We start from the raw sequence: 15836 nt of genomic DNA on the forward strand, positions 1-15836 counted from the left end.
TGTTCGTGCGGGGCCTCGCACGGCTGGGGAAGTGTCCGACCCGGCGCATAACCTGGAGTCATGAACGTGGACGCGGCCGTCGCCGCAGTGGCAGCGATCGCCGGACTGTGCACCGGCGTCTTCGCCATGCTGGCGTTCCGCTGGAGCGAGCGCGACCAGGCCAAGCCCACCCGCAGCTCGCTGCACACCGACGCCGTCCTGCCGCCCGGCGTCGACACCGTGCTGTCCGTGCTCCGCTCCTCCGCCGTGGTGCTCGACGAGGCCGACGCCGTCGTCAAGGCCAGCTCCGCCGCCTACGCCCTCGGGCTGGTCCGCGGCGGCAAGCTCGCCGTCGAGCCGATGATGCAGATGGCCCGCGACACCCGCAGGGACGGCGAGATACGCCAGGTCGAACTGGACCTCCCGCGTCGCGGAACCGGCCGCGGCGAGGCCCTCGCGGTCTCCGCCAGAGTCGCCCCGCTCGGCTCCCGGCTCGTCCTGCTGCTGGTCGAGGACCTCACCGAGGCCCGCCGCATAGAGGCGGTCCGCCGCGACTTCGTCGCCAACGTCAGCCATGAGCTCAAGACGCCGGTCGGCGCCCTGTCGCTGCTCTCCGAGGCCGTGATGGACGCCAGCGACGACCCCGAGGCCGTCGAGCGCTTCGCCGGCCGCATGCAGAACGAGGCCACCCGCCTGACCAGCCTCGTCCAGGAGCTGATCGACCTCTCCCGGGTGCAGAACGACGACCCGCTGGAGGACGCCGAGCCGGTCGGGGTCGACGAGCTGGTCGCCGAGGCCATGGACCGCTGCCGCCAGCAGGCGGGCGCGAAGCAGATCACCATGGCCAGCGCGATCGGCGGACCCGAGGGGGCGGCCGCCAGGGCAGCCGCCGGGCGCCGCACCGGCGACCCCGCCGACCTGCGGATCTGGGGCAACCGCGGACAGCTCGCCGCGGCCCTGGGCAACCTCGTCGAGAACGCCGTCAACTACTCCCCGGCGCGCACCCGCGTCGGGATCGCAGGACGCCGGGTGTCCGCACCCGGCGGCGACCTGATCGAGATCGCGGTGACCGACCAGGGCATCGGGATATCCGAGAAGGACCGGGACCGCATCTTCGAGCGGTTCTACCGCGTGGACCCGGCACGCTCGCGTGCCACCGGCGGGACCGGCCTCGGCCTCGCCATCGTCAAGCACGTGGCCGCCTCGCACGGCGGGGAGGTCACGGTGTGGAGCGCCGAGGGACAAGGCTCCACCTTCACCCTGCGTCTCCCGGAAGCCGGGTCCGTACGCGACCGCGAACGGCCCGCCGACCCCTCCGCGGAGGGCCTCGACGACGAGGACCGCCCGTACGAGACCTTCAACGATCCGCTCCCTGCTCACCCAGCCCCGGAGGTCCTTCCGTGACCCGAGTGCTTGTCGTCGAGGACGAGGAATCGTTCAGCGACGCACTGTCGTACATGCTTCGCAAGGAGGGCTTCGAGGTCGCCATCGCGGCTACGGGCCCTGACGGACTGGACGAGTTCGAGCGCAACGGCGCCGATCTCGTGCTGCTGGACCTGATGCTGCCCGGTCTGCCCGGCACCGAGGTCTGCCGCCAGCTGCGCGGCCGCTCCAACGTCCCGGTCATCATGGTGACCGCCAAGGACAGCGAGATCGACAAGGTCGTCGGCCTGGAGATAGGAGCCGACGACTACGTCACCAAGCCCTTCTCCTCCCGTGAACTGGTCGCCCGCATCCGCGCCGTGCTGCGCCGCCGCGGCGAGCCGGAGGAGGTGGCCCCGCAGGCCCTGGAGGCCGGCCCGGTCCGGATGGACGTGGACCGCCATGTCGTCACGGTCGCCGGCGGCAAGGTCGACCTGCCGCTGAAGGAGTTCGACCTCCTGGAGATGCTGCTGCGCAACGCCGGCCGTGTGCTGACCCGTATGCAGCTCATCGACCGGGTCTGGGGCGCCGACTACGTGGGCGACACCAAGACCCTGGATGTGCACGTCAAGCGGCTGCGCGCCAAGATCGAGCCCGACCCGGGCGCACCGCGCTACCTCGTCACGGTCCGCGGCCTGGGCTACAAGTTCGAGCCGTAAACCGCGCCGTGCACCGCTGAGCCGCTCAGCGGCGCGGCGTCGTGCGCGCCCGGGCCCGTACGCGTCAGGGGCGCCCCTCCGATCCCGGAGGGGCGCCCCTGACGCGTGCTGGGAGGCCGGCTCAGTGACCGGCGCCCTCCGCCTCGGACGGCTCGCCGGACCCGGACGGGGACGCCGACCCCGAGGGCTTGCCCGACTCCGAGGGCTTGGCGGAACCGGACGCCGACGGCGAGCCGGACGGCGACGGCACCTGCGAGGGCCCGTAGCCCTGGAAGTAGCTCTTCGCCGGGACGACGAAGGCGTTGATCCGCACCTGGCCGGTGGAGCTGAACTTGAAGGTCAGCGGCTGCGCGTTGCCGTCCTGGACGGCCTCCCGGCCGCTCGCGAGGACGGCCGAGGGGTTGCCCTTGCCGCCGATCACGACGGAGCCGCCGGCGGGCACGGTGATCGCGCCGGCGCCGTGGTTCGCCCGCGCGAGCTTGGCCGTCTGGCCGGTGCCGTCGACGGAGATCGCGGTCAGCTTCTGGTCCTCGGCGCCACTGTTGAACACCGTCGCGGCGACCACGGCCGGACCCTTGGCGTCCACCTCGGGCTGGGTGATCACGTTGGCGTTCTGAATCTTGATGTCGCCCACGGAGGTCGCGGCGTTGTCCGGCTTGACCTCCAGCGTCTGGGCGTCGTTCCCGGCCCCGCACGCGGACAGCGTGGCGATCGAGAGCGAAAGGACGGTGGCGGCGAGGACGCCGCGTCGAAGGCTGCGGCTCACGGCGGCGGCATCTCCTTGACGAGCTACGGCGGCCGAACGTTCGTGCCCGGTCGCGGATGGACGGCTGGGGCGGCGCTCCGTACGCGTCGTACGACGGGTGCGTAAGGCCGCCCTAAGGGTGTGTCAGCGCCGCTAGGTTACCGAGCCGCCCGCACGCCGCCGCACCCGACCCGCCCCCAGCGTGATCAGCGGCCCGCCGGCGCCCTCCGGAGGCCGTTCCACGGCCCCTTCCGGCCGCCCGGACGGAAAGCCGGCCGGGCGGCCCCCGGGAGTCCCGAGAACCGGCGACCTCCGAGAACCGGACTGCGAGAACGTTCCTCAAGAACGGGCAGGAATTTTCGGCATGGGGCCGTTCGGGTGACGGGCGGCCGGTTTCCTTCCTGGGAAAAGCAGTATTCGCAGGGAATGTGAAGGGCCCGCGGAATTGATCACGCGGTTCGTCCGCCGGTTCGTGATCAATTCGAGAAACGGTCCCGAGAGGCCCGTGAGCAGCCGAACGGAGTAGCGGAACTCGCTCGGGTGGATCTGTGCAAAACGGGACGTTCGGCCTGTCGGCCGCCACGTTCCCGGTGTGTGGCGGGCACGTTTCCGCTCACCCGTGCAGCCCCTCCGACCTGCGAATACCCGCTTCACAAGCCCCCTCGCAGCACGTTCCGGTCACTGTTGTCAAGCCCCGAGATATGCCCTGACCTGCGAAAACGCCATTCAGAACGGTCCGTTCCCGTGTTAGCATGGATAGCCACGGAAGGGGTACCTGTCACATGACGTTCAAGGTTGGCGACACCGTGGTCTATCCCCATCACGGGGCCGCGCTGATCGAGGCCATCGAAACTCGCCAGATCAAAGGCGTGGACAAGACCTACTTGGTGCTGAAGGTCGCCCAGGGCGACTTGACTGTTCGTGTGCCAGCGGACAATGCGGAGTTCGTCGGCGTACGCGACGTGGTTGGTCAGGACGGGCTGGACCGGGTCTTCGAGGTGCTTCGTGCACCGTATGCCGAAGAGCCGACGAACTGGTCCCGTCGCTACAAGGCAAATCTTGAGAAGCTCGCTTCCGGCGATGTGATCAAGGTCGCCGAAGTAGTCCGTGACCTGTGGCGGCGTGAGCGTGAGCGCGGACTTTCCGCCGGTGAGAAGCGCATGCTCGCGAAGGCGCGACAGATCCTGGTCAGCGAACTCGCCCTCGCGGAGAACACCAACGAGGACAAGGCCGAGGCCCTGCTCGACGAGGTACTCGCGTCCTGAACGACGCCGGAGCGTTGGCGCTGTCCGGCGTGGGACACATCCAGCCCACCGGGATCGCATGCCGTGGGATCGAACCCAGCGAGACCCACGCGGTGAGATCCGATGACTAGGTTCCAACGCCTGAGATCCAACACGGCGACGACGTAGCAATGCCGCGGTGCCCGAGTGACGATCGACTCCCCGAGGGGAGCGGTCCGTTGCCGGGCGCTGCGGCATATCTGCGGGTGCTGCGACGGATGCACGGGGGGCCGGACGGTGTTGGCGAGAACCGCCGCCCCCCTGTGACGTGCCGGGCCCGGGCAGCTGTCTCGACCGCTGTCACGGAAGGGTCCGGTCAAGGCGTCGCGCCCGGCACTCCCCCCGTAGGGGGCACGCCCAGGCCATACCCACCTCGCCCGAGGAAACAAACCTGTCTGCGTCAATTCCGGGCCCGGCCCGGACTCCGGAGCCATCGATGTCAGATCCTTCCCGTCCGATCCGCACCGCCGCGGTGATTCCCGCCGCCGGGCGCGGCGTCCGGCTCGGTCCCGGCACCCCCAAAGCGCTGCGCACCCTGGGCGGCACCCCGATGCTGGTGCACGCCGTCCGCGCGATGGCCGCCTCCCGCGCGGTCTCCGTGATCGTGGTGGTCGCCCCGCCCGACGGCGCCGCCGAGGTCAGCCGCCTGCTCGACGAGCATCCGCTGCCCGAGCGCACCGACCTGCGGGTCGTTCCCGGCGGCGCGACCCGCCAGGAGTCCGTACAGCTCGGTCTGGCGGCGCTTCCGGACACCATCGACGTCGTGCTGGTGCACGACGCCGCGCGGCCGCTGGTCCCGGTCGACACGGTCGACACGGTGATCGCCGCCGTCCGCGCCGGTGCGCCCGCCGTCGTCCCGGCGCTGCCGCTGGCCGACACCGTCAAGCAGGTCGATCCGCAGCCGCAGGGCACCCCCGAGCCGGTGGTCGGCACCCCGGAGCGGGCCCTGCTGCGCGCCGTGCAGACCCCGCAGGGCTTCGACCTGGCGACCCTGCGCAAGGCGCACGACACCGTCGTCGAGGGCGAGGGTGCCACCGACGACGCCGGGCTGGTCGAACGGCTCGGATCGCCGGTCGTGGTCGTCCCGGGCCACGAGGAAGCGTTCAAGGTGACCCGGCCGCTGGACCTGGTCCTGGCCGAGGCCGTACTCGCCCGCAGGAGGGCCACCGATGGCTATGTCTGAACCGTTCCCCACCGCCCCCGTGCTCCCGCTCGTCGGTATCGGCACCGATGTGCACGCCTTCGAGCAGGGCCGGGAACTGTGGTGCGCCGGTCTGCTCTGGGACGCCGAGGAGAGCGACGGCTACGGCCTGGCCGGCCACAGCGACGGCGATGTGGCCGCCCATGCCGCCTGTGACGCGCTGTTCTCGGCGGCCGGCGTCGGCGACCTGGGCGCGCACTTCGGCACCGGCCGCCCCGAGTGGTCCGGCGCGTCCGGGGTGACGCTGCTGGCCGAGGCCGCGCGGATCGTGCGGGCCGAGGGCTTCACCATCGGCAATGTCGCGGTGCAGGTCATCGGCGTCCGCCCGAAGGTCGGCAAGCGCCGCGACGAGGCCCAGAAGGCGCTATCGGCGGCCGTCGGGGCGCCGGTCTCGGTCTCCGGCACGACCTCGGACGGGCTGGGCCTGACGGGCCGCGCCGAGGGCCTGGCCGCGGTCGCCACGGCGATCGTCTTCCGTACGGCCTGACCGGTACCGCAGAGCCCGGAGCGGCGGACGCGGCGCCCGGCATTGCCCCGTATGGCGCGGGAATGCCGGGCGCCGCACGGGTGTTGGGGGGACCATCGGAGTACTCGTGTTCTCGGAACGGCCCGCAGGAAGGGACCCCTTGTGACCGCCACCCTGTCCGACGACCTCAAGCAGCTCCTGGACACCCCGGTCTTCGTGACCGTGACGACCGTCCAGCCCGACGGCAGCCCCCAGGCCTCCCCGGTCTGGGTGAAGCGCGACGGCGAGGACCTGCTGTTCTCGACGACCGTCGGCCGCCGCAAGGAGAAGAACCTCCGCCGCGACCCCCGGGTCTCCGTCCTCGTCCAGCCCTTCGACGCGCCGTACACCTACGCCGAGGTCCGCGGCGCTGCCTCGCTCAGCACCGCGGGCGGCCAGGAGCTGATCGACGAGCTGTCGCAGAAGTACACCGGCAAGCCGTACGCGGAGTTCAATCCGGCGTCGGCCGACGACGCCGAGCGGGTCGTGGTACGGATCACCCCGCGCAAGGTGGTCGGCAGCATCTGACCTGGCCCCGGGCCCGCCCGGAGGGAGCGACACTTCCGGCCAACCGGACGGTTGTGGCAGATCTGTTTCCCCGTGGCCCAATGGGTCGCGGGGCACTGCCTCGTTCCGACTACCCTGGTTCCGTGACGATTCGCCTGTACGACACCAGCGCCCGGCAGATTCGCGACTTCACCCCGCTCGTGCCGGGCTGCGTCTCGATCTACCTGTGTGGCGCGACCGTGCAGGCCGCCCCGCACATCGGGCACATCAGGTCGGGACTGAACTTCGACATCATGCGCCGCTGGTTCGAGCACCGCGGCTACGACGTGACGTTCGTGCGCAATGTCACGGACATCGACGACAAGATCATCAAGAAGGCGGAGGAGCAGGACCGCCCCTGGTGGTCGATCGGCTACGAGAACGAGGTCGCCTTCAACACGGCCTACGACTCCCTCGGCTGCCTGCGTCCCACCTACGAGCCGCGCGCCACCGGCCACATCCCCGAGATGATCGAGATGATGCGCGGCCTGATCGAGCGCGGCCACGCCTACGCCGCCGACGGCAACGTCTACTTCGACGTGCGGTCCTTCCCGGAGTATCTCCAGCTGTCCAACCAGGAGTTGGACAACCTCCGCCAGCCGGAGGGCGAGGGTGAGACCGGCAAGCGGGACCCGCGCGACTTCGCGATGTGGAAGGCGGCCAGGGAGGGCGAGCCCAGCTGGGAGACCCCCTGGGGCCGCGGCCGCCCCGGCTGGCACCTGGAGTGCTCGGCGATGGCCCACAAGTACCTGGGCACCGTCTTCGACATCCACGGCGGCGGCGTCGACCTCGTCTTCCCGCACCACGAGAACGAGATCGCGCAGGCCAAGGCCTTCGGCGACGACTTCGCCCGCTACTGGTCGCACAACGCCTGGGTGACCATGAGCGGCGAGAAGATGTCCAAGTCGCTGGGCAACTCCGTGCTGGTCTCGGAGATGGTCAAGCGCTGGCGTCCGATCGTGCTGCGCTACTACCTGGGCACCCCGCACTACCGCTCGATGATCGAGTACAGCGAGGAGGCGCTGCGCGAGGCCGAGTCCGCGTTCGCGCGGATCGAGGGCTTCGTCCAGCGGGTCGTCGAGAAGGCCGGGGTCGTCGAGCCGGCGGCCGAGGTCCCGCCGGCCTTCGCCGAGGCCATGGACGACGATCTGGGCGTCCCGCAGGCGCTGGCGATCGTGCACACCACCGTCCGCCAGGGCAACTCCGCACTGACCGCCGACGACAAGGAAGCGGCGGTGGCCCGGCTGGCGGAGCTGCGGGCGATGCTCGGCGTGCTCGGCCTGGACCCGCTCGACGAGCGCTGGTCCGGCGGCGGCACGGACCGCGGCGAGGACCTCCACGGCGTGGTCGACTCCCTGGTCCGCCTGGTCCTGGAGCAGCGCCAGGCCGCCCGCGCCCGCAAGGACTACGCCACCGCCGACGCCATCCGCGACCAGCTCCAGCAGTCCGGACTCGCCATCGAGGACACCCCGTCGGGCCCGCGCTGGTCGCTGTCCTGACCCCCGTCCCGCTCGCCGCCGGCCACCCGGATTCGACCGTCCCGGTGGCCGCGGGCGACACTCATTCCATACGTACGTACCCACTCCACGTCGCGAGACGTCGAGAGCAGTGAAGAAACAGGTGACCCATGGCCGGCAACAGCCAGCGCAGGAACCGCCGCACGTCCAACAAGAAGGGCGCGCAGGTCGGCAGCGGCGGCAAGCGGCGCCGGAGCCTGGAGGGCAAGGGCCCGACCCCGCCCGCCTCCGAACGCAAGGGACACGTCAAGAACCGCCTTGCCAACGCCAAGGCGAAGCAGGCCGCCTCGCGCCGCCCGGCTCCGCGCCGCGGCGGCGCCAAGGGCACGGCCGAGCTGGTCGTCGGCCGTAACCCGGTCTTCGAGGCGCTGCGCGACGGCGTGCCCGCGACGACCCTCTACGTCCAGCAGTTCATCGACACCGACGAGCGGGTGCGCGCCGCACTCCAGGTCGCCTCGGAGCGCGGCGACATCCATCTGATGGAGGCGCCGCGCCCCGAGCTGGACCGGATGACCAACGGTCTCAACCACCAGGGCATGGTCCTCCAGGTCCCGCCGTACGACTACGCGCACCCCGAGGACCTGGCCGCGGCGGCCTTCGACAACGGCGACGACCCGCTGATCGTCGCGCTCGACGGCGTCACCGACCCGCGCAACCTCGGCGCCGTGGTCCGCTCCGTGTGTGCCTTCGGCGGCCACGGCGTGGTCGTGCCGGAGCGCCGGGCGGCCGGGATGACGGCCGGTGCCTGGAAGACCTCGGCCGGCACCGCGGCCCGTACGCCGGTCGCCCGCGCCACCAACCTGACCCGGACCCTGGAGTCGTACCAGAAGGCCGGTCTGACGGTGGTCGGCCTGGCCGCGGACGGCGAGCTGGAGCTGCAGGACGTCGAGGCGCTGGACGGCCCGGTCGTGATCGTCGTCGGCAGCGAGGGCAAGGGCCTGTCGCGGCTGGTCGGCGAGACCTGCGACGTCCGGGTCCGCATCCCGATGCCGGGCGGCGCGGAGTCGCTGAACGCCGGTGTCGCGGCCGGTGTCGTCCTGTGGGAGGCGGCCCGCCGCCGCGCCTGAGCCCCGCTGCCCCGGGGCGGCCGGCACATCGCCGTGCCACCCCGGGGCAAGGCCTGACCCTGCGTACGTCTTCGCCGTATCCCGTGATCTTTTGACGGGTCTCGGACAGATCGACCCGGTCAAGGCAGTGTCTTATACGCGAGTCACTCGGTTAGATGAGCGTGGACACCAGAACACCCCGCACGCCTACGGGGGGACGCTCGCCGGGTTTCGATGACGAGCCGGGCCTGAGCTCGGTCAAGGTGCCGTGCGATCCCGCGCAGGTCATCGTCAACCACGCCAGCTTTCGCGTACAGCTCGCCACGCCCACGGCGGCCCGCGCCATGGCCGACACCGCGCACATCCCCGCCGTCCGGGGCTCGGCCGCCGGTGCCAGACGCCGGGCGCCCGTGGTGTGGAGCGGCCGCACCGCCCCGGGCGGCACGGCCGGCGCCACCACCCAGCTCCTGCACGCGGTGCGCGACGCGGGCATCGGCCTCGACGGCGGCCCGGGCGAGGACGTCGGCACGACCCAGGTCCTGCCCCGGGTCCGCCTCGGCGACGCGCCCCCCGCCCAGACCGTGATCGGCCAGCGCGGCCCCACCGACGACAGCAAGCTGCTGCGCGGCGTACGCCCGGTGGGCAGCGCGTACGGCGACACCCACCGGAACACCTCGTACGGCGGCCACGAGCCGCTCGACGACGGCTACGACGACGACCCCTTCGAGGCCCGGGACCCCTACGACCCGAGCGGCAGGCGGCGCGGTGCCGACACCGTGCGGCACGCGTACTACCCCGGCCGCCGAATGAACCTCGGCGTCGTCCTGCTGCCGCTGCGCATCTTCCTCGGCCTGATCTCCGTCTACGCCGGTATGGGCAAGCTCTGCGACCCCGTCTACTTCGACGGCGGTGAGCGGGGCTCGATGGTCAAGTGGCTGCAGTCGCTCGACCCCTGGGAGCTGGCGGTGCCGCTGCGCGACTTCGCCGTCTCGCACCCGGTCGGCGCCGGACTGACCGTCGCCTTCCTCCAGGTCGTCGTCGGCGTGCTGACCATCTGCGGATTGTGGCAGCGGGTCGCCGCGTCGATCGGCGCGCTGCTGTCCGCGGCGCTGCTGATGACCGTCACCTGGCGCACGGTCCCCGCCTACGACGCCCCCGACATCATCTACCTCGCCGCCTGGAGCCCGCTGATCATCGCGGGCGCCCCCGTCTACTCCGTGGACGGACGGCTGGCCGGCGAGGCCTGGCGGCGTCTCGGCCCCCGCGTCGAGGTGGCCGACCTGCGGCGCCGGGTGCTGCGCCGCGGCGCCGTGATGACCGCGATGGTGGCCGGGCTGACGCTGATCATCGGCTCGCTGCTCGGCGGCGCCGTACGCTCCGCGACGGTCGCGACCGTTCCCCGCCCCGGTGAGCCCGCGATCAACAACCTGCCCGGCTCCCCGCTGCCCCGCCCCGGCAAGCGCACCGCCAAGCCCGGCCACCGGCACACCGGCAGCGCCGCCCCGCGTCCCGGCAAGCCCACCGCGGGCGCCTCCCACAAGGCCCGCAAGCCCGGCACCCCGTCCGCCTCCACCCCCGGCGCCGGACGGTCGACGGGCAGCAGCAGCGGCCTCGCCGAGCAGCCCGGCGCGACCACCAGCGCACCGCAGCAGACCGTGCCGACCCGACGGGCCCCGCTGCCGAGCCGGGTACCGCCCTCGGCCGGCGGCACCGGCGGCGGCACCACCGGAAGCAGCGGCAGCAGCAGCGACTCCGGAGGCGACTCCGGCCGCGGCAGCAACACCCTGGGCGGCCTCCTCGGCTGACCGCCGCCCCACCCCCCGTCCCCGACCGCCCCACCCTCCCCACACAGCTCTTCTGCACCGGCTGTTGTGGGGAGGGGAGCGGTCGGGGGCTGTTGTTTTTTGGGGGAGGAGAGCTGGGGCGTGCCCGGCTGCAGGCCCGAGGAGCGGATGCCGGGCGGCTGCGGGTGCGGTGGGGACGGCCGGGGCGGTGCGGCGGGTGAGAGGACGTAGCGGGGAGAGGGAGGGATGGCCGGCGTACTGGGCTTCCCGGTCCCCCGGGGTCCCGGTCTCTCCGCTCCCGGGCCTTCCGCGCTAGCGGGCGTACGATGCCGCGCCGCGCCCCCGGTGACCGCTCAACGCCCTTGGGCGCTCAGCTCCTTGGCGGCCTCGGTGAGGTCCTTGGCGGTGTCGATGGCGCGCCAGTAGGCGCCCTGGGGGAGCGGGAAGCCGGCCAGTCGGCGTGCGCGGGCGAGGCGCGGGAAGGTGGTGCGCTCGTGGTCGCCGCGGTCGGGGAGCAGCTCCGTGAAGGCGGCGGAGAAGACGTAGACGCCGGCGTTGATGAGGTACGGCGAGGGCGGGGACTCGATGAAGTCCAGCACATGGCCGAACGCGTCGGTCTCCACGGCGCCCCAGGGGATGTGCGGGCGGGCCAGCGCGAGGGTGGCCTCGGCGTCGCGCTCGTGGTGGAAGGCGGCCATCTCGCGGAGCGGGAAGCGGGTCCAGATGTCGCCGTTGGTGGCGTACCAGGGCTCGTCGGGGCGGGGCAGTGAGCCGGCCGCGTACTTGAGCCCGCCGCCGCGGCCGAGCGGCTCGGTCTCGACGACAGTCGTGACGCGCAGCGGGAGGGTGGAGCGGTCCAGCCAGTCCTGGAGTACGCCGGCGAGGTGCCCGCAGGAGATGACCGCGTCGGTGACGCCTTCCTCGGCCAGCCAGTTCAGCTGGTGGCCGATGATCGGGGTCCCGGTGCCGGGAATCTCGACCATCGGCTTGGGGCGGTCGTCGGTGTATGGGCGGAGACGTGAGCCCTGGCCGCCGGCCAGGACCACGGCCTGCGTGGGATATGGATGCTGGGCACCTGTCATGGATCGCACCCTATGCGGTGCGAACGGGGCTCACTGGGCGCCGGCGACGCCGGTGGCGAAGGAGGTGTCGCAGACCGGGCGGGAGAAGGCCTGGGCGCGGTGTGCGGCGCCGTACTTGGCGACCGCGGCACGGCCGAGGTCACGGGCGATGGAGACGCAGTGCTTGGCCAGTGAGGGGCGCTTGGTGGTCGCCTCCTGGAGGTGGGTCAGGGCGACACCCGGGTCCTTCTCCTGGAGTTCGATCAGGAGGCGCTTGCGCAGCACCTCCTCGGGGGCGCGGGCGGCGGTCTTGGTGGTGGCCGTCCCGGAGGACGCGGTCAGCACCTGGGAGTCGGTGGCCGTCGATGCCCACGGGACGCGGGTGACCGCGAGGGTCCCGGACAGCACCAGGACGACGGGAAGGACGAGGGCGAAAGTTCTGCCGATGCGGCGGGCTGCGGAGTTCACGTCGAGATCGTAGCGAGGAGTGATGATTTGGCGACATTTGGTCACCTCATCGGGGGACGCAATGGCTCGTCGGTGCGGTTGTGATGTTGACGCACTGGTGTGGAAAGTCGGGTTATGTCCCACTGACTCCCGCTTCGCGTCATGGGTGGAGGGTGCGTGGGTAGGGCGGGCGGTGCGGCGTCATGGAGACGACTCGGCGTCGCCTCACGGGACTTGAGGCCGGGGGAAGCGTCGCGGCGGCGGCCCCGGGCGTCCCGGGACCGCCGCCGCGACGGCCGGCGCTAAGTGCGCCTCGCTCCTCCTCAGTCGGTGAGGCGCTCCCCGGACGAGGTGGAGAAGACATGCGTCTCACCCGGGCGCGGCACGACGTGCAGCCGGCTGCCCTTCTCCGGGACCTGGCGGCCGTTGACCCGTACGACGAGATCCTTGACCTCGCCGCCGACCTCCGCGGTGCCGTACACATAGCCGTCGGCGCCGAGTTCCTCGACGACGTTGACCGTGACGGCCAGGCCGGCCGGGGCGTCCGCGGCCTCCTTGGACAGCGACTTCGCGGCGTCGCCGTTCTGCTCGACGATGTCGAAGTGCTCGGGGCGAACACCCACGGTCACCGTCCGGTCGCCCTTGTCGGCGGCGGAGGCCAGCGCCTCACGGTTGACCGGGACGACGCTGTTGCCGAACTTCACGCCGCCGTCGGTGATCGGCACCTCGACGAGGTTCATCGCGGGCGAGCCGATGAAGCCCGCCACGAACAGGTTCGCCGGCCGGTCGTACATGCTCCGCGGCGAGTCGATCTGCTGCAGCAGGCCGTCCTTGAGCACGGCGACCCGGTCGCCCATCGTCATCGCCTCGACCTGGTCGTGCGTGACGTAGACGGTCGTGATCCCGAGCCGGCGCTGGAGCCCCGCGATCTGCGTACGGGTCTGGACGCGCAGCTTGGCGTCCAGGTTGGACAGCGGCTCGTCCATCAGGAAGACCTGCGGCTCCCGGACGATCGCCCGGCCCATGGCGACGCGCTGCCGCTGGCCGCCGGACAGCGCCTTGGGCTTGCGGGACAGGTACTCCGTGAGGTCCAGGATCTTGGCCGCGTCCTCGACCTTCTGCCGGATCTCGGCCTTCGGCACGCCGGCGATCTTGAGCGCGAAGCCCATGTTGTCGGCGACCGTCATGTGCGGATACAGCGCGTAGTTCTGGAACACCATGGCGATGTCCCGGTCCTTGGGCGGAAGGTGGGTGACATCGCGGTCCCCGATGCGGATGGCGCCTCCGTCGACGTCCTCCAGCCCCGCGAGCATCCGCAGCGAGGTGGATTTGCCGCATCCGGAGGGGCCGACCAGGACAAGGAATTCGCCGTCTTCGATGGCGATGTCCAGTTTGTCGACGGCGGGCTTGTCGGAACCCGGGTAGATACGGGTTGCCTGGTCATACGTGACCGTAGCCATGGTGAAAAGTCCCTTCACCGGCAGGAACGTGCCGGACGATCCGAGTAAAAGGAGTGATGTGGTCCACTGACATGTGGACTCTCCGTGACGCTACCCGCGCCCCGCCCCGGTGTCAGCAGCCCTGCAGTCACGAAATGGGAACCGGCATCCGACGCACCTGGGTACACTGCTTCACGCACGCCTCCTTAGCTCAGCTGGCCAGAGCACCGCTCTTGTAAAGCGAAGGTCGTCGGTTCGAATCCGACAGGGGGCTCTGAGTTCGAAGAGCGACGAAGCCCTGGGCCGGTGGCGGCCTGGGGCTTCTGGCGTCTGGGGGGATGGCGTCGGTGGGTCGCGGTGAGCGGAGGGGGCAGGGTGTCGCGTCGTCGTGGGTGTTCCGCTTGCCTCCGGTCACTTTCGGTCCCGGTCGTGTGACGGGCGGGTACGGTGCCGGGATGGGGGGTGACTCGTGCGGTGCGGCGGCTGTCTTGCCGCCGGTGTGTCCCGGGTGCCGTCGTCCGTTGAAGTCGGGTGGGTTTGTGCTCGGCCGGCGTGAGGGCGACGGTGAGCGGGCCTGCCGGGGGCTGTGGCGGTGCGAGCAGGGGCACGTCTGGTGGGGGTGGGCCGATGGTCTCGGTCAGTCGTTGGAGGAGTGTCCGCATCCTGAACTCTTCCGGCGATGACATCAGCAATTGCCAGTGGGGGAACGGGTTTTCTGTGAGCGGGCGTCGTTAATCTTGTTGCTGTGACTGGCTCTGTGCGGCTTCCGCTGTTGTTTCTTGATGTTGACGGGCCGCTTATTCCGTTCGGGGCGGGGGCGGAGGGGTGTCCGACCTATGCGGTCGGTCGTGCAGTTGATGCGAATCCGCTGTTGGGCAGGGTTGATCCTGGGCACGGGGCCAGGCTGGCTGCGCTTCCGTGTGAGGTGGTCTGGGCCACTACGTGGATGGATGACGCGAACGAGTGCATCGCTCCGTTGATCGGTCTTCCGCGGCTGGCCGTGGTGGTCTGGCCGGAGCCGGGCGAGGCCGATGTGCAGGACGAACGCGACGGATTGCACTGGAAGACCCGTGCTCTTGTCGAGTGGGCGGCGGGGCGGTCGTTCGTCTGGGTCGATGACGAGGTTACTGAGGCCGACCGGGCGTGGGTCGCCGCGCATCACCCGGGACGTGCTCTGCTTCATCGAGTTGATGCCCGCCGTGGGCTGACGGATGACGACTATGCCGAGATCGGCCGGTGGCTGCGGCAGAGGTGAAGAGGGCCACCGGTTGTTGCTTCGGCTGTTTGCTGGGGGCGTAGCCGAGGGGCGGCGCGGTGAGTGCTGTTAGTGAGGCGTTACCGGTGCGCTAGCGATCTCCGTGAGGGTCTTGGTGAGCAAGGGCGTTGTGTGTGGGTGGGGCCGGTGGGTCTTTCCCTTTTTCTGGCGTCTCGCGTACCAGGAACTTCGAGCGAATGCGATCAGGATCGTTATGCGTGAATTCAGCCGCCGGAGCATATGTGGACTCGGGGTAGGAGCGGCGGCCGCGCTCTCCGTTGCCGGGTGTTCGGGCCTCGGGTCGTCGGGCTCCGACAAGGTCGGGACCGGGGCCGGGCAGACGAGGAAGAGCAAGCCGATCGGGGACGGGTCGACGGCGTATACGGGGAAGCAGCCGAAGCAGCCCGGCAAGCCCGAGCGGCTGGCGCGGGGGCAGAAGCCGCCGCAGTTCGTGGTGTTCTCGTGGGACGGGGCGGGCGAGGTCGGCAACGGGCTGTTTCCGCGGTTTCGTAAGCTCGCGCGGGATCACAACGCGTCGATGACGTTCTTTCTGTCGGGGCTGTATCTGCTGCCCGAGTCGAAGAAGCGGCTGTACCGTCCGCCGAACAATCCGGTTGGTGCCTCCGACATCCCGTACCTGAGTGACGACCACATCAGGGTGACGCTCAAGAACCTGCGTGCGGCCTGGTTGGAGGGCCATGAGATAGGCACCCACTTCAACGGTCACTTCTGCGGTACCGCCTCCGGTTCCGTCGCGCACTGGACGCCCGCGCAGTGGGACTCGGAGATATCCCAGGCCATGGACTTCGTCACCAAGTGGCGGACGAACACCGGGTTCAGCGATATCGAGGAGCTGCCGTTCGACTACGGCAAGGAGCTGGTGGGGGCGCGTACGCCGTGTCTGCTGGGGCAGGACAATCTGCTGCCGACGGCGCGGAAGCGGGGGT

Annotated in this window: 14 protein-coding genes, 1 tRNA gene and 1 pseudogene; 12 read left to right on the forward strand and 4 right to left on the reverse strand. The window is 70.9% G+C overall.

Annotation, left to right across the window (positions count from 1 at the left end; all coding sequences use genetic code 11):
* Positions 1 to 60 precede the first annotated feature (60 nt).
* Entirely contained in the window at positions 61 to 1383 is a 1323-nt protein-coding gene (locus ACGFN2_RS33860) for an ATP-binding protein (RefSeq protein WP_362609909.1), read from the forward strand.
* Positions 1380 to 2060, forward strand: a complete 681-nt coding sequence (locus ACGFN2_RS33865; RefSeq protein ID WP_018089768.1) for a response regulator transcription factor — start codon at positions 1380 to 1382, stop codon at positions 2058 to 2060. The genes ACGFN2_RS33860 and ACGFN2_RS33865 overlap by 4 nt, the downstream gene beginning before the upstream one ends.
* A 121-nt stretch (positions 2061 to 2181) precedes the next feature.
* Here the strand turns inward: ACGFN2_RS33865 and ACGFN2_RS33870 are convergent, their stop codons facing one another.
* Positions 2182 to 2826, reverse strand: coding sequence for a DUF461 domain-containing protein (locus tag ACGFN2_RS33870; protein WP_362609906.1), 645 nt, complete (start codon positions 2824 to 2826; stop codon positions 2182 to 2184).
* Positions 2827 to 3587: 761 nt separating this feature from the next.
* Between ACGFN2_RS33870 and ACGFN2_RS33875 the strand changes: the two genes are divergently transcribed.
* From ACGFN2_RS33875 to ACGFN2_RS33905, 7 genes are all read left to right on the forward strand, one after another.
* Positions 3588 to 4070 (forward strand): CarD family transcriptional regulator, encoded by a 483-nt coding sequence (locus tag ACGFN2_RS33875; protein WP_003953493.1) that lies wholly within the window; start codon positions 3588 to 3590, stop codon positions 4068 to 4070.
* Positions 4071 to 4524: 454 nt separating this feature from the next.
* The gene (gene ispD / locus ACGFN2_RS33880) at positions 4525 to 5271 is read left to right on the forward strand and encodes a 2-C-methyl-D-erythritol 4-phosphate cytidylyltransferase (RefSeq protein ID WP_362609904.1); all 747 of its coding nucleotides are present in this window, start codon (positions 4525 to 4527) and stop codon (positions 5269 to 5271) included.
* Positions 5264 to 5776, forward strand: coding sequence for a 2-C-methyl-D-erythritol 2,4-cyclodiphosphate synthase (ispF, locus tag ACGFN2_RS33885; RefSeq protein ID WP_362609980.1), 513 nt, complete (start codon positions 5264 to 5266; stop codon positions 5774 to 5776). The genes ispD and ispF overlap by 8 nt, the downstream gene beginning before the upstream one ends.
* Positions 5777 to 5917: 141 nt before the next feature.
* The gene (locus ACGFN2_RS33890; RefSeq protein WP_362609901.1) at positions 5918 to 6322 is read left to right on the forward strand and encodes a PPOX class F420-dependent oxidoreductase; all 405 of its coding nucleotides are present in this window, start codon (positions 5918 to 5920) and stop codon (positions 6320 to 6322) included.
* A gap of 122 nt (positions 6323 to 6444) precedes the next feature.
* A complete protein-coding gene (gene cysS, locus ACGFN2_RS33895) occupies positions 6445 to 7839 on the forward strand; it encodes a cysteine--tRNA ligase (RefSeq protein WP_393366668.1) in 1395 nt (464 codons plus the stop codon).
* 128 nt (positions 7840 to 7967) lie between these two features.
* Positions 7968 to 8924, forward strand: a complete 957-nt coding sequence (gene rlmB / locus ACGFN2_RS33900) for a 23S rRNA (guanosine(2251)-2'-O)-methyltransferase RlmB (protein WP_362609898.1) — start codon at positions 7968 to 7970, stop codon at positions 8922 to 8924.
* Between the two features lie 155 nt (positions 8925 to 9079).
* Entirely contained in the window at positions 9080 to 10708 is a 1629-nt protein-coding gene (locus tag ACGFN2_RS33905) for a DoxX family membrane protein (RefSeq protein ID WP_362609896.1), read from the forward strand.
* Positions 10709 to 11040: 332 nt separating this feature from the next.
* Here the strand turns inward: ACGFN2_RS33905 and ACGFN2_RS33910 are convergent, their stop codons facing one another.
* The 3 genes from ACGFN2_RS33910 to ACGFN2_RS33920 all read right to left on the reverse strand — a co-directional run bounded on the left by ACGFN2_RS33910 (position 11041) and on the right by ACGFN2_RS33920 (position 13655).
* Positions 11041 to 11769: a nucleotidyltransferase family protein gene (locus ACGFN2_RS33910; RefSeq protein WP_362609894.1), complete on the reverse strand. Its 729-nt coding sequence runs from the start codon at positions 11767 to 11769 to the stop codon at positions 11041 to 11043.
* Between the two features lie 30 nt (positions 11770 to 11799).
* On the reverse strand, positions 11800 to 12216 hold the full coding sequence (locus ACGFN2_RS33915) for a hypothetical protein (protein ID WP_362609892.1): 417 nt from the start codon (positions 12214 to 12216) through the stop codon (positions 11800 to 11802).
* Positions 12217 to 12518: 302 nt separating this feature from the next.
* Positions 12519 to 13655: a sn-glycerol-3-phosphate ABC transporter ATP-binding protein UgpC gene (locus ACGFN2_RS33920; protein ID WP_362615211.1), complete on the reverse strand. Its 1137-nt coding sequence runs from the start codon at positions 13653 to 13655 to the stop codon at positions 12519 to 12521.
* Between the two features lie 179 nt (positions 13656 to 13834).
* Between ACGFN2_RS33920 and ACGFN2_RS33925 the strand changes: the two genes are divergently transcribed.
* The 3 genes and pseudogenes from ACGFN2_RS33925 to ACGFN2_RS33935 form a co-directional block, all read left to right on the forward strand.
* Positions 13835 to 13908 (forward strand) — tRNA-Thr (locus tag ACGFN2_RS33925).
* A 471-nt stretch (positions 13909 to 14379) separates the two neighbouring features.
* Positions 14380 to 14889 carry an HAD domain-containing protein gene (locus tag ACGFN2_RS33930; RefSeq protein ID WP_393366672.1) on the forward strand — a complete coding sequence of 170 codons (510 nt, stop codon included), beginning with the start codon at positions 14380 to 14382 and terminating at the stop codon, positions 14887 to 14889.
* A gap of 214 nt (positions 14890 to 15103) precedes the next feature.
* Positions 15104 to 15836 (forward strand): annotated as a pseudogene (locus tag ACGFN2_RS33935) (hypothetical protein); the annotation flags it as partial.

Source organism: Streptomyces sp. NPDC048612 (assembly GCF_043199295.1).
Lineage (GTDB): Bacteria > Actinomycetota > Actinomycetes > Streptomycetales > Streptomycetaceae > Streptomyces.